Source organism: Pantoea sp. Seng (genome assembly GCF_009829935.1).
Classification (GTDB): Bacteria; Pseudomonadota; Gammaproteobacteria; order Enterobacterales; family Enterobacteriaceae; genus Pantoea; species Pantoea communis.
The window spans coordinates 175,199-188,450 of sequence record NZ_SZZV01000004.1; the positions used below are offsets into that span (position 1 = coordinate 175,199).

12 protein-coding genes are annotated in these 13,252 nt (G+C 53.0%); 2 read left to right on the top strand and 10 right to left on the bottom strand.

The window, feature by feature from the left end:
• Positions 1 to 19 precede the first annotated feature (19 nt).
• A complete protein-coding gene (locus FD737_RS05490; protein ID WP_160832920.1) occupies positions 20 to 295 on the bottom strand; it encodes a VF530 family DNA-binding protein in 276 nt (91 codons plus the stop codon).
• A 109-nt stretch (positions 296 to 404) separates the two neighbouring features.
• Here FD737_RS05490 and FD737_RS05495 point away from each other — a divergent pair, with 109 nt between their 5' ends.
• On the top strand, positions 405 to 713 hold the full coding sequence (locus FD737_RS05495) for a hypothetical protein (RefSeq protein ID WP_160832921.1): 309 nt from the start codon (positions 405 to 407) through the stop codon (positions 711 to 713).
• Between the two features lie 3 nt (positions 714 to 716).
• Here the strand turns inward: FD737_RS05495 and FD737_RS05500 are convergent, their stop codons facing one another.
• The 9 genes from FD737_RS05500 to FD737_RS05540 all read right to left on the bottom strand — a co-directional run bounded on the left by FD737_RS05500 (position 717) and on the right by FD737_RS05540 (position 11,843).
• Complete coding sequence (locus tag FD737_RS05500; protein ID WP_097117142.1) at positions 717 to 1,376, bottom strand: DUF1345 domain-containing protein; 660 nt, start codon at positions 1,374 to 1,376, stop codon at positions 717 to 719.
• Positions 1,377 to 2,149: 773 nt separating this feature from the next.
• Positions 2,150 to 2,320 carry a YlcI/YnfO family protein gene (locus FD737_RS05505; RefSeq protein ID WP_072050617.1) on the bottom strand — a complete coding sequence of 57 codons (171 nt, stop codon included), beginning with the start codon at positions 2,318 to 2,320 and terminating at the stop codon, positions 2,150 to 2,152.
• Positions 2,321 to 2,430: 110 nt separating this feature from the next.
• Positions 2,431 to 4,077 carry a thiol reductant ABC exporter subunit CydC gene (cydC, locus tag FD737_RS05510; RefSeq protein ID WP_097117141.1) on the bottom strand — a complete coding sequence of 549 codons (1,647 nt, stop codon included), beginning with the start codon at positions 4,075 to 4,077 and terminating at the stop codon, positions 2,431 to 2,433.
• Positions 4,074 to 5,834, bottom strand: coding sequence for a thiol reductant ABC exporter subunit CydD (gene cydD, locus FD737_RS05515; RefSeq protein ID WP_237448746.1), 1,761 nt, complete (start codon positions 5,832 to 5,834; stop codon positions 4,074 to 4,076). Before cydD ends, cydC begins: the two co-directional genes overlap by 4 nt.
• A gap of 6 nt (positions 5,835 to 5,840) precedes the next feature.
• The gene (locus tag FD737_RS05520) at positions 5,841 to 6,890 is read right to left on the bottom strand and encodes a cytochrome d ubiquinol oxidase subunit II (RefSeq protein ID WP_034823522.1); all 1,050 of its coding nucleotides are present in this window, start codon (positions 6,888 to 6,890) and stop codon (positions 5,841 to 5,843) included.
• Positions 6,891 to 6,905: 15 nt separating this feature from the next.
• A complete protein-coding gene (locus FD737_RS05525) occupies positions 6,906 to 8,348 on the bottom strand; it encodes a cytochrome ubiquinol oxidase subunit I (protein WP_160832922.1) in 1,443 nt (480 codons plus the stop codon).
• Between the two features lie 971 nt (positions 8,349 to 9,319).
• The gene (locus FD737_RS05530) at positions 9,320 to 10,390 is read right to left on the bottom strand and encodes a 4-oxalomesaconate tautomerase (protein ID WP_160832923.1); all 1,071 of its coding nucleotides are present in this window, start codon (positions 10,388 to 10,390) and stop codon (positions 9,320 to 9,322) included.
• Positions 10,387 to 11,109, bottom strand: coding sequence for a 4-carboxy-4-hydroxy-2-oxoadipate aldolase/oxaloacetate decarboxylase (locus FD737_RS05535; protein WP_160832924.1), 723 nt, complete (start codon positions 11,107 to 11,109; stop codon positions 10,387 to 10,389). The genes FD737_RS05530 and FD737_RS05535 overlap by 4 nt, the downstream gene beginning before the upstream one ends.
• Positions 11,106 to 11,843 carry a PIG-L deacetylase family protein gene (locus FD737_RS05540; RefSeq protein WP_160832925.1) on the bottom strand — a complete coding sequence of 246 codons (738 nt, stop codon included), beginning with the start codon at positions 11,841 to 11,843 and terminating at the stop codon, positions 11,106 to 11,108. The genes FD737_RS05535 and FD737_RS05540 overlap by 4 nt, the downstream gene beginning before the upstream one ends.
• A 129-nt stretch (positions 11,844 to 11,972) precedes the next feature.
• Here FD737_RS05540 and FD737_RS05545 point away from each other — a divergent pair, with 129 nt between their 5' ends.
• Positions 11,973 to 13,202, top strand: a complete 1,230-nt coding sequence (locus FD737_RS05545; RefSeq protein WP_160832926.1) for a LysR family transcriptional regulator — start codon at positions 11,973 to 11,975, stop codon at positions 13,200 to 13,202.
• The last annotated feature ends 50 nt before the right edge of the window (positions 13,203 to 13,252 follow it).

The following is a 13,252-nucleotide window of genomic DNA, read 5'->3' on the forward strand; positions in this document are numbered from 1 at the left end:
GGGTAAGCCGCTGTGATTATCAGTGGCCCTGGGTCCAGGGATTAAAATCGCTGTCAGCTGAATCTTGTTTGTCGGGTTCATCCAGAGAATCCAGGTACAGCGCTTCCACTTCAGCACGCGCCCATGGAGTACGACGCAGGAATTTGAGGCTGGATTTTACGCTGGGATCGTTTTTAAAGCAGTTGATATTGATGAGTTTACTGAGTTCAACCCAGCCATAACGCGCCACTAACGCATTAACAATCATTTCCAGCGTCACGCCGTGCATGGGATCTTTAGAAGAGTGAGGGGTCATATTACGTCCTAATTTGCAGGCAGATGATTGGCGGGCAAGATTACAAGAAAGCCGTGCCGGCAGCAATGGTGTAGACTTGAGCTTAGCCATTTACTGAGGAAATAACGCGATGAGCGATAAGAAAATGATTTCAATCGACCAGTTCAATGAAGCTGAGCGAAGTGAAGTGGATGAAATCTGCAAAGGGTTAATGGAAAAACATCGCCAGCGCAGTGGTAAAGAGCCTGATGCGAAAAAAGAGAAAGAATATACCGCAGATGCGCGTCAGCAAGTCATGACCAGCAAGCTAGCCAAAGAAAAAGCCAAAGCGGACAAAGCAAAGAAAACACCTGCGCGCCGCAAGAAACCTGAAGCGCAATCTGCCAGCGAAGTCAGTGACTTCAACTGGTCTGCCTCAATTAATAAAGGGCGTCGTTAAGCGTTAACTCAGCAATCCGGCGCCCACATTCACCGACAATCCCAGAATGGCCAGATTGAAAATAAATGAGATCACCGATTGCAGCAGCGCCAGCTTGCGCATTTCGGTGGTGCCCGTTGCCACATCAGCGGTCTGTGATGCAACCGCGATGGTGAATGAGAAATAGAGAAAATCCCAGTATGCCGGTTCGTCCGGTTTTTCCGGGAATATCATGGGCGTGACATTTTGACTGCGATGCAAATAGTGTTGATGCGCATAATGCATGCCAAACGAACTTGGCAGTAATGCCCATGAGACAATCAATGTCATGGCCGTCAGCAGCAGATGTAACACGCGTGGCGTGCCGGTGAGATGTTTGAGCGCCGGCAGTTCGCTCATGATTGCCACGATGCTGATCATGCAGGCCACAATGACCATACCCAAAACTAACGCAGCGCTCTGATCTTGCATCTGAGCGATACGTTTGATCTCGCCAGCATCGGTACGCAGCATGCGAAACCAGATAAACCACAGATAAAGCCACGCCAGCACATTCCAGCCAATCAGCACGCGCTGCAGTTCTCCCAGTTTTGCAGGCAGTAAGAAATAGCAGACGACCCCTGCAACAATCGATATCAACAGACGTAGCCGCGCGAACAGATGTGTGGTGAGCGAAAAGGGCATGATGTTTTTTTTGCTGGGGTTTGAATCAGTTAACTGTAGTTGATGGCAGGAAAAACGCCTGAGATAGCGGTTAAGAATCATATCGGGATTTGAATGATTGTCGGTTTAGGACACTGGCTGAACGCTGCATTCTCTGACGTCGCTACGTGAATTCTGAGATTTTTTGTGAGGGATTATTGCCAAAGATTGGCGTAGCGACGCCTTAATTTGGCGGCATTTTAAACGTTTAATGAAGGGTGTATTGATAACTTAGCCATGCTTATCAGGATGAGAGTGAAGATAACTCTACATTGAAGATCACATACAGGGCGCCTTCATGTGTACTTGTCTCATGCGAGCGAGCAGTTTTCATGAGTTAAGCGGCATGGCCCATGATGAGCCATTTACAATGTGAACGGCTGAGCAGAGTGGAGGGTTCGATGCTAAGTGAGAAACGTAAGTCGTTTACGTCAGCATGGGGCGCTGGCCATTCACAGCAGTGCAATCAAATATTAGTAGGAGATAGCCCAGTTCAGTCTGGCGTGCGCAACCCGATACCTAATTTAACATAATATACATTACCCGTACTTTTATTATCTGGCTAAGTTAAAGTGACCTCCTGGGAAATGCGTGCGTTTTGCTGAGCTGGATGTGCTCTATAGCGTTCCACTAATGCGACGCTTTCTGGCATTGGACACTGGCCTGAAATGAAAATTTGAAGAGTCAAATCAGATGAGGTTTCCCGTCCGTAACACGTCAGCGATGATGACCTGCCACCAACGGGAAATGATGAATTACTTCTTTCCGTTGCCAGCTTCCCGCGCTTTCAGACGACAGGCTTCGACAACCCAGGCTGAGAAGTTTTGAATGTTTTCGCTCTTCATACTCTCTTCGATTTGATCAATCAGCAGATGTGGGAAACGAATATGTTTTCGTCGGGTTTTGGAGTTTGTCATTTTATCCATGGTGATCCCTGGTCAGTTGTCTCACAAGTTTATTTTTGTATTGATTAAGCATCTGCTCAGATTGCCCCTAAGCAGATGTAAATAAAACAAAAAACAGATCCCTGCTCTTGTTATTGTTTATCGAGCAGTAACCGACTGTCCGCGAGGGAAAGTGGCTGGATCTGATGGGTCACCAGCAGCGTGGTTTTACCCTTAATGAGTTCTTTCAAGCAGTTAAGTACTAATTCGGTATTTACTGCGTCTAGCCCTTCAGTGGGCTCGTCCAGCAACACGATCGGCGCATGGGAAAGAAACGCGCGAGCAATCCCAATCCTGCGGGCCTGACCACCAGACAGACGCCCTCCTAACTCTCCCACCAGGGTGTCGAGCCCCAGAGGAAATGCGCGGACTTCGTCGTCTAAAGCGGCGCGCGCCAGTGCATCCCATAAAGCCTCGTCATCCGCATCCGGTGCAACCAGGCGCAGGTTGTCTCGAATCGATGCGTTGAAGAGATAGGTTTTCTGGCCAACCACTGAGATCATCTGACGCAGTGTATCTTCAGAGAGCGCCCTGACCGGACGACCGCCGATAGACACATCCCCTGCTGTCGTTTCCCAGAATCCTTGCACCAGATTCAGTACGGTGGTTTTTCCTGCTCCGCTGGGACCTAAAATCGCCAGACAATGGCCGACCGGCACGGTAAAGCTCAGCTTATCCAGTACATTAGGCGCGTCAGGCGTGTAACGCATTGTCACGGAAGAAAATGACAACTCGCTGCTTTCCGGTATCGGGCTGGTTTCAGGCAGGACAATCGCCGGTTTCAGCTCCGTCATGGAGAACAGACGGCGTGCCGCTGCGCGCGTAGTGCCGAGTGCAGCAAAAGCAGCGGGCAACCCGGCCACCGCTTCAGTGCTCGCCAGGATGGTGAACAGCAACATCACGATTTCACTGGCAGAAATGCCGCTCGCGTGCCCGGTGTTGAAGAGCAGGATAAAGGCGAAAAATAACCCGAGCTGTCCCATTAAGGCGCAGATCGCCCCGCCGCTGGCGCTGGTCCAGGCTTGCCGACGCTGTGCGCTGATCAGTTGCTGAGAAAGCTGGCGCAGATGATCGGTTTGATGACTAACGGCTCCGACCATCTGTAACTCTGCTAATCCACGCACCAAATCGGTGGATGCGGCCTGAACGGATGAGCGCACGGTAGCGATCTGGTTGCCACAGGCTTGCGTCAGTGAGGCCACAATCCACGGCACGACCACGCCCGCAAGTATCAGCACCACCGCATCAATCAAGGCCACTGAAGGTGAGAACCAGCAAATTCCTGCCAAAATGATGAGCGACGAGATCAGCCCTGCAATGGCCGGCGTCAGAATACGCAGATAGAAATTGTCGAGGCTATCTATATCAGCGCGAAAACGCGCCAGCACATCCCCATCGCGAAAATCCTGCAGTCGCGCAGGCGCAAGATGGGCTAACTGCTGATAGAACCAGACACGTAAAACCGACAACAAGCGCAAAGTTGCATCGTGCGTCACCAATCTTTCCAGATAACGCGCGAAGGTACGCAATACCGCGAGCCCACGAATCGCTGCAGCCGGAGTGAAAAACTCCAGTGCCAGTGAGCCCACGCCAGCCAGCGCCATGGACGTAATGAACCAGCCTGATAAGGCAAGCAGTGCCACGTTGGAGAGAATCACAATCACAGAGAGCAATATTCCCACCGCCATGCGGAAACGCCACGGACGCGCCAGGCGCAAGAGATGGCAAAGATCCTTCATGCGAGGTCTCCTTTTTGCAGACGCTCGAGTTCAGCGAAGACGCCAGCCTGATCGCGCAATGCCTGCGGCGTCCCTGCTTCAACCACACGCCCTTTCTCCAGCACGATAACGCGGTCGGCCGTGGCGGCAATCTCCGTATCGTGGGTGATGATCAAGCGTGCGCTATCCGGTAATGCATTACCCAAGGCGGCAATCATCTGCTGTGCCGTCTGGCGATCCAGCGCGACCGTAGGTTCATCAAGTACCACTACCGGTGGCGAAATCAATACGGCGCGGGCCATTGCAATACGCTGAATCTGCCCACCGGACAGCCCTTTTCCACCATCACCCAGGCGGTAATCATATTGCGCCGGCAACGAATGGATAAAAGTGTCAGCCTGAGCCAGCTGTGCCGCTGCTTCAACCTCTGCCTGGCTGATACCCGAACGCGACAACAGAATATTTTCCGCAATCGAACCGGCAAACATAGTGGGTCGCTGCGGGAGCCAACCAATCTGTTGCTGCCATGCAGGAAGATCTAATGAAGAAAGATCCTTGCCATCAATGACGATGCGTCCTGAGTTCGGCGCGATAAAGCCCAGTAGCATTCGCGATAAGGTGGTTTTACCGGCACCGCTGGTGCCGACGATCGCCAGTGTTTCCCCGCTGCGTAAAGTAAAGGAAACATCGGTAACGCCGCCGCCCTCCGCATACTGATAGCTCACCCCTTCGACGTTGATTTCACGAGGTTTCACCGGGAGCGCGTCATTACCCTGTGACGATTCCGGCGCTTCAGCATTCAGGATCGCCAGTAGACCTTCCGTCGCGCCAATTGCATCCATTCGGGCATGATAGTGCGTGCCCAAATCGCGCAGCGGACGGAAAAATTCCGGTGCCAGCAACAAGGCAAACAGCCCCGGCAGGAAGCCCATTTCGCCATAGAACAGACGGAATCCAACATAGACCGCTACCATCGCGGTGCTGATGGTGGCAAAAAATTCCAGCACCAATGATGAAAGGAATGCCAGCCGCAACACCTTCATGGTGGTCTGACGATAGCTGTCCGAGATCGCCGCGATGATGTTCGCTTGTCGGCGTGCAGCATGGGTCTGGCGTAACGTTGTCAGGCCAGCAATCACATCAAAGAAGTGTGCACTCATCAGGCTGAGTTTGTGCCACTGCTTCAGGCTCATTTTCTCTGCGCCCTTTCCTACTACGATCATGAACAACGGCACCAGTGGCGCGGTGATCAACATGATCAAGCCGGAAACCCAGTCAAAAGGAAAAAGCGCCACCAGAATGGCAAGCGGCACAATGCCGATGATGATTTTTTGCGGAAGGAAACCAGAAAAATAAGCTTCGATAGCTTCGACGCCCTCACCAAGTGAGCTGGCGATACTGCCCGTACGTTGATGCTGGCTCCAGGCGGGCCCCAGTGTGGCGATGCGATCTAACAACATCCCGCGCAATCCCTGACGGATACGTGCGGAGGCTTCAAACGCAAAACCCTGACGCAGGATATCGATACCCGCGCGCAGCAACATCACAACCGGCAGCAATAAGAGATAAGGCAATAGCGCGGTGAAGGTTTTACCACCGAGGACGGCGTTGCTGATAAGCCAGGCTAACAGCCAACACTGTGCAATCATCAGTATGGCATTGAGCGCCGCCATACTGATCGACAGTGAAAATAAACCGCCCGCCTGGCGACGCAGGCTCGAAAGCCAACGCTCCGCCAGGCGGGCTGCCATTCCACTTGGAGGGGAACTAGCAGACATGATGTCTTAGTGTCCCCCGTGACCAACCAGCTTGGAGATACGGCCGCGGAATACCCAGATCTGATACCAGTTGTACATCAGCATTACCGGAACAAAACCGCCCATGGTCATGGTGAAGGTAATCAGCGAAACCTGAGGGCTTGCGCCCGCCCAGATGGTCCAGGTGCCTGGCACGATCCACGGGAACATGGTCAGTAACATACCGAAGCCCAGAATAAATGCCGCGCCATTGAACCACATCACCGCTGCAAAATCTTTGTCCTTCAGGGTGTCACGACGCACCTGATCAATACAGACCAGAGCGATCAAGCCAAACAGGCCCCAGATCCAGAAATGCGGACCAAACCATTTCGCACGTGCCCAGTCGAAGATCACCGCACTCCACACCCAGGTAATCACCACGGCAGCGATAGCTAACCAGAAGATCACCGCCGTCCAACGTGCTGCATCCTGACGAATCGGTTCATTTTTCTCGAAGCGAGCACGTACGAACAGCACGCCTGCCAGCGTCATTGCCACGCAGGAAGCCACGCCGGTCCAGATGGAGAACGCTGAAATAAAGTTAAATGCGCCGCCCACATAGGTTGGAACCCCTTGAGCTGGCGAATCCATCTGGAAACCTTGCAGCAACGCACCAACGCTCATCCCACCAAAGAAAGTCACCGCGAGACTGGCGACACCGAAGATGCCGTCAGAAAACTTCTGCCAGAATGGCGATGCCAGATGACGAAACTCCAGTGCCACCGCGCGGGACATAATGCCCCACAACACCAGCGCCATTGGCACCATCAGGTAGCTAAATGCCGAACCGTACACAAACGGGAAGGTGCCGAACATAATACCACCGGCGACGATCAGCCAGGTTTCGTTGGCATCCCAGGTGCCAGCCATTGCCGACATGATCGCGCCACGTTCATCATGGTCGCGAACGAAGAGCGAGAAGATCCCCGCCCCCAGGTCGGCGCCATCCAGCGCGATATATAAAAGAACGCTGATACCAAATGCTAACCACCAGGCGATGATCAGGAAGTGCTGAGTCGAATTAAGCATGTCCATGGATTTAATCTCCCATCAAACCGGACGGATATATTCAGGATGGTCAGCATGACCACTGGCAGGCATTTCAAGGTGACCCAAATGCTCATGCCCCTCGCCCGGTATTTTGCTGGTCAAATCAGGACCAATACGCACCACTTTCGCCAGGAACCATATGGTGCCCGCGACCACTGCCGTCTCAAAGATGGCAAAGCCCACCAGCCAGAAGATTGCCAGACCCAGGGTCATTGGACTCATACCGTCTTCGGTGCGCATCAGGCCATAAACGATCCACGGCTGACGGCCAATTTCGCGCGTCCACCAGCCCGCAATCACTGCGATATAAGGCAGGATCACCATAATAACGGCCAGCGCCAGGAACAGCTTATTGCGCGGAGCCAGCTCAGCGGTCATGCGACGACGTGCAATCAGCCAGACGCCCCATAGGCTAACCAGCAGCATGGCACCCGCAGCACCTGACATGGCGCGGAAAGCGTAGAACGGCAATACTACAGGCGGTTGCTGATCTTTCGGGAAGCTGTTTAGGCCCGTTACCGTACCGTTCCAGGTTTTGGTTTCAATCAGGCTTAAACCGTGCGGGATATCGATAGACCATGCGAGGCCCGTGCCTTCTTTATTTGGCCAACCCAAGATGTGCCAGGCACTGTTGACGTTACCCGCAGAATCATAAGTATCGTAGTGCCCTTCCATCGCTGCCAGCGCCGCCGGTTTATGTTCCAGCGTGGCTTCACCCAGCACGTCACCCATATAGATCTGAACGGCGGCGACCACGGCCAGCGCCATCAGTGAATACTTCAGGGGTTTCAGGAACAGATCAACATGACGCTGTTTCAGAACATACCAGGCGCAGGTCGCCACCACGAAGCAGAGCGAGAGCTCGAAGCTTGCCAGCAGCATGTGCGGAAAAGCACTGCGCGCATTCGGATTAAACAGCGCGGCCAGCCAGTCAGTTACGATGAAAATACCGTTATGCAGTTCAACACCGGTTGGCGTTTGCATCCAGGAGTTAGCCACCAGGATCCACATCGCAGAAAGCGTAGAAGAGAGCGCCACGTTAAAGGTCGCAAACAGGTGCATCCCTTTACTAATCTTGCCCCAGCCAAAAATCATCAGGCCGATAAAGCCGGCTTCGTACATAAAGGCGGTGATGGTCTCATAGCCGAGCACCTGACCAAAGAACGGCCCGGCAGCCTGCGAGAAGCGACCATAAAGAATACCGAAGGCCATTTCCATGGTGACACCGGTTGCCACGCCAGCACCGAAGTTAACGATAAACAGCTTTTCAAAGAAGCGACACAGGCGATACCACTGCTCATCTTGCTTCCTGACCCACATCAGTTCAGAGATGAACAACAGTGCAGCCAGTCCAATGGTTAGCGGGGGAAAAATGATGTGAATGGATGAAATTAGCGCGAAGTCAATACGCGTGATCAGCGATGTAAGATCGTTACTTAGCATGACTATCTTCTTTTTTTGAGTGACCGAATGAGTTAACGGCAATCCAGCGCCGTTTCACATGTTATGAAGTGAGATGAAGCAAGCTCGTGCATAACAAGTTGAAATCGGTGCCGCACTGTCGTCTTTCTCTTAACTACGAGCAACAACCACAGTTTATTTTCCAGACAGGTGACGTCTGAAATAGGATATTCACTTCGGCGTTCGTTCCGGAGAAAGAACGGGGAAAATAAATCACGATTGTTAACGAAATGTCTGTCGATAACACTTGCAAGCGTAGGTATCGACACGGCTCGTAATAAGAATTTTTCTGTAAATTATTCTATATTTTCGTTTACACAAAGGCATCCAAATTAAAGGGGTAACTTGTAACAAAAAGAAAAAATTCGCTGTATAAATGAATGATTTTCATGTGAATTAAATGTAATGAGAGCGTTAATTTATGAGGAATTCATGATTTTAATCAACCTGATTCAAGGTTTTAGCGTGGTTTTGAGCGTTAATTATGATGCACTGAAGAGTGAAAGAATCGGCGTGCAGCCCGTAATGATACGATTATCTTATTATTTAGCAGGGTTACAATTACCGTAGACATAAGCTCAACATCAATAATACGTAATTTTAACAAGCATTGAGTTATTGTATTTTAATAACAGCCGGAATGATTTAATTTAACAAACCAAAAACAATTATCACTTTCAGAACACTTAATTCCTGCGCCATTAAATCTTTAAAAACCTCGCTATTAAATATACTGACTCGTAACATTAAAGACACACCGTGCGCACACTTGTCACATTAATAATGAATCAGGCGACATTTATTTAAGGAAAATAAGGAGTCTGGCCAGGCAGTGTGAGTAGGAGCACGCAGTCACGCGTGGAAACGAAGATTTTGCAGAGCGAATGAAGAATGCCGACAACCCATAAGGTTGTCAGCACAGGAGAACGTCAGCGTGCAGGGTAATTCGTGTTTTAGTGTGAGCCTGGAATGGCGACCCGCCCGTCGAATAACAAACGTGCCGTACGTATCAGGCCGCTTTGCGTCACCTTCCCTGCCTCATCACGGGTCAGCATCACGCTAAACTCGCCGCTGGGATGCTCTACCGCCAGACGCTGCTGCCTGGCATCGGTAATCTGCGCGATGCCCTGCGTCACGGAACCGGGGATCAGGCAGGCTGTAGCCACACTCACCGCGCCCAGTACGCCTATAGAGGCGTGACAGCGATGGGGAATAAATGTTCGCGTGGATAGCGCACCGCCATTAGCGGGCGGCGCGATCAGGGTCATTTTCGGCACGGTTCGTTTCGTCACATCCCCGAGATTCATCAGCGGACCCGCTTGTAAGCGGATGGATTCCAGACGCGCTTTTAACTCAGCGTTACTCTCCAGCTGTTCGCGAGTTTCCTGTCCAGTGCATCCCACATCCTCAGCACGCAGGATCACCACGGGCATACCGTTATCGATGCAGGTCACCTCAATCCCGTCAAACCGATTACGCGCCTCTCCGGTCGGTAACAGCGATCCGCAGCTGGAGCCTGCAATATCCTCGAATTGCAAAATTTGCTCTGCGCCAAAACCGGGCACGCCGTCTATCTGGGTCTCGCCCTGGTATTCCACCGTGCCATCGGGCGTGGCAAATTGCGCCACTGCGATTTGCCCGGTGTTGACCATAAAGATGCGCACGCGCGTGATGTCGCCCTGTGCCCTTATCAGGCCCTTCTCAATGGCAAAAGGCGCCACGGCGGCGAGGATATTGCCGCAGTTCTGTCCATAATCGACTACTGCTTGATGCACGTTAACCTGTGCAAACAGGTAATCGACATCCGCATCAGGCCGCGTGGAGGGAGAAATTATCGCTACTTTACTGGTCAGCGGATCAGCCCCACCGATGCCATCAATTTGGCGGGGATCGGGTGAACCCATGACGGCCAGCAACACACGATCTCGTTGCGGCGCCGCTTCTGGCAGATCGCTGGCCAGGAAACAGGCGGCTTTGGAGGTGCCGCCTCGCATTAAGACACAGGGTATCAGCGTCTGTTTCATAGCGAACTCTTTTGCAGGGCATCCAGAGAATCCACGTAGCGCAATCCCTTTTCCGCTAACGCGCCACGCATCTGATAAATATCCAGCCCCAGCTCCCCCGCAGCCAGTCTTACTCGTTTACTCTCCTCATTGGCGACCCGCTGTTGGGTGGTCTCGGCGATATTTTTCGCATCCGCTCGCGGCACAATCACTACTCCGTCGTCATCGGCAACCACGATATCGCCAGGAAGAACCAGCTGACCGGCACAGAGAATTGGCACATTCACCGACCCCAGCGTGGCTTTAACGGTTCCCTGAGCAAACACCGCACGCGACCAGACCGGGAAACCCATCTCACGCAGGGTCTGGCTGTCACGGATACCGATATCGCCCACCAGCGCCACTACGCCACGCGCCTTTAATGAAGTGGCCAGCAGATCACCGAAGAAGCCGTCATGGCAATCCGAGGTCGGCGACACCAACAGCACATCGCCAGGCTGACACTGTTCGACTGCAACATGAAACATCCAGTTATCACCGGGAGAGACCAGCACCGTGACCGCACTGCCGGCTATCGCGACACCCTGCTGGATTGGTCGTATCCGCACATCGAGCAGACCTTGCCGCTGTTGCGCTTCGTGGACGGTCGCCACTCCGGCACGGGAAAATTGTGCAATCAGAGCGGAATCGGCCCGCTCAATTTGCGTAACCACGATGCCTTTCTGGTTAACCCCGCTCATGAGAGATCCTCCGTCACCCGTGGGAACAGACTCTGATAGCCTTCGCCGTGGGTGATGACGCGCGTGGAAGCAATCCCAGTATTACGTTTGGCCTGTACGCCGCGCTGGAGCGCCACGCGCGTGTAGTATTCCCACAGGTGTTCCTGCCCGGCCATGCACTGAATCGCCTGATATTTCTTTTCCCAAACCGAGGTGATATCCAGCAGCACATCCGGTTTCCACAGGCATTGTTCAGGCTGATGCGGTTCAAAACAGTAAACCTGCGGTGCACCGATAATCGGTTCTCCCGGACGATATCCTTCTGCCTGTGCAATGATGCGTGCTTCCTGGGTGAGATTCGCCGCCAGGGGATGATCGTAGTTGTAAGGATCGGCAATCGAGTGCGTCAGCACAAAGTGAGGCTGTACGCGGCGAAACACATCGGCGAGGCGAAACAGCGTTTCCTTATCCGCGCGAAGGGGATAATCGCCGAGATCGAAGAACTCAATGCTGGCACCTAACACATCCGCGGCCCGTTCGGCCTCGGCCTGACGATGCTGCTTGACGGTCTGCTCGGTCATATTGCCTTTGCGCCACAGTTTTGCCGACTCACCGCGCTCCCCGTAAGAGAGGCAGACGACGTGCACGCCATAGCCGCTCGCACTGTGCAACGCGATGGCCCCGCCTGCGCGCCAGACAAAGTCAGCGGAATGGGCACTGACCACCAAGGCACTCTTTTTCACTGCGTTTTCCATTATGTTCCCCTGCTATTACGTTTTTTTCATCCTGACACGCACCACCGTGACCGAATAATGCCTTTCATTGTGCGAGCTATGATTTTTATTTATGTTGTGATCATTATCAGAGGTTCAGGGGCAGAGGGCATGCAGGAACAGGAAGACACTAATCACATTAAAATCATGCAGCTAAGGTCACTTTGTATGATTGCAGAACGGGGAACCGTCTCGGAGGCTGCGGAAGATTTATTTCGCACGCAATCGGCGGTGACGCGATCGATACGTGATCTGGAACACACTCTCACCACGCCTTTGTTTGAACGTCATGCCAGCGGGATGCTGCTCACCGAGAATGGTAAATGTGTACTGCCCCGCGCACAGCGCGCCCTCCAGGAACTCAAACAGATACCTGCACTTCTCGCTCGATTTAAACTGCGCGAGTCCATACGGGATGACGCCGAACCGATTTGGTTGTTCAACGTCAGGCGCCTGCAGATATTTTTAAGGCTGTTTCATTTGCAGCATACGCAAAGCGTGGCCAGTTCGCTGAGCATCAGCCAGCCCGCCGTCAGTGCCGCGCTAAAGGTGCTGGAGAAAGGGGCCAATATCGTGCTGTTCCAGCGCTCGCCGCGGGGCATGCAGCCGACAGCCGCCGCGCGTGAAATGGCGCCACACATCAGCCGCGCCCTGAATGAAATTCGCCATATCCCGGAAGATCTTGCCGCCCAGCAAGGTGTTCTGCAGGGCACCGTTCATATTGGCGCGCTACCTTTGTGTCGCAGTGTGTTATTGCCACGCGCGATTGCCCGTCTGGTGACGGCACATCCGGCGATCAACGTCGTGACCAACGAAAGTGCCTTTAGCACGCTGATTACCGAACTCCGGGCCGGCGACGTTGATCTGATTGTCGGGGCTTTGCGTCATGACAGCAACGTTACTGATATCGATAATCGGCGGCTGTTCAGCGAAGAACTTGTGCTGCTCGCCAGGCCACAACATCCGTTAGCCGGTCGAACGTTAAGCGCTGCCGATCTCGCCGACACACAGTGGATTTTGCCGCGAGAAAACAGTCCGGCCCGCCATCTGCTAGAACACGCCTTTGCGACGCTGGATATTCCGGTACCCAAACCGGTGGTTGAGAGCGGTGACCTCGCCATCGTGCGCGGCTTATTAATGGACTCCGATATGGTGGCGGCAGTGTCATGGCACCAGCTGGAGTACGAATTGAAGTCAGGTGTGCTCCAACCTCTGTCCTTCACCCTACCCGATACGCGTCGTGATATCGGCATCACGTTGCGCGCGGGTGCGCTGCATTCCCCGGCTACATTGGCGCTGATTGAGTGCATCAGCGCCGAAGCTCATCCAACAGCGACCTAAACGAAATTCATACAAAGATTGCACGCCGTTTACGTATAGGGCTTTTCTAC

Excerpts from the sequence above, each read along its gene's own strand:
- FD737_RS05490 (WP_160832920.1), bottom strand. The coding sequence starts at position 295 with ATGACCCCTCACTCTTCTAAAGATCCCATGCACGGCGTGACGCTGGAA.
- FD737_RS05495 (WP_160832921.1), top strand. The coding sequence starts at position 405 with ATGAGCGATAAGAAAATGATTTCAATCGACCAGTTCAATGAAGCTGAG.
- FD737_RS05500 (WP_097117142.1), bottom strand. The coding sequence starts at position 1,376 with ATGCCCTTTTCGCTCACCACACATCTGTTCGCGCGGCTACGTCTGTTG.
- FD737_RS05505 (WP_072050617.1), bottom strand. The coding sequence starts at position 2,320 with ATGGATAAAATGACAAACTCCAAAACCCGACGAAAACATATTCGTTTC.
- cydC (WP_097117141.1), bottom strand. The coding sequence starts at position 4,077 with ATGAAGGATCTTTGCCATCTCTTGCGCCTGGCGCGTCCGTGGCGTTTC.
- cydD (WP_237448746.1), bottom strand. The coding sequence starts at position 5,834 with ATGTCTGCTAGTTCCCCTCCAAGTGGAATGGCAGCCCGCCTGGCGGAG.
- FD737_RS05520 (WP_034823522.1), bottom strand. The coding sequence starts at position 6,890 with ATGGACATGCTTAATTCGACTCAGCACTTCCTGATCATCGCCTGGTGG.
- FD737_RS05525 (WP_160832922.1), bottom strand. The coding sequence starts at position 8,348 with ATGCTAAGTAACGATCTTACATCGCTGATCACGCGTATTGACTTCGCG.
- FD737_RS05530 (WP_160832923.1), bottom strand. The coding sequence starts at position 10,390 with ATGAAACAGACGCTGATACCCTGTGTCTTAATGCGAGGCGGCACCTCC.
- FD737_RS05535 (WP_160832924.1), bottom strand. The coding sequence starts at position 11,109 with ATGAGCGGGGTTAACCAGAAAGGCATCGTGGTTACGCAAATTGAGCGG.
- FD737_RS05540 (WP_160832925.1), bottom strand. The coding sequence starts at position 11,843 with ATGGAAAACGCAGTGAAAAAGAGTGCCTTGGTGGTCAGTGCCCATTCC.
- FD737_RS05545 (WP_160832926.1), top strand. The coding sequence starts at position 11,973 with ATGCAGGAACAGGAAGACACTAATCACATTAAAATCATGCAGCTAAGG.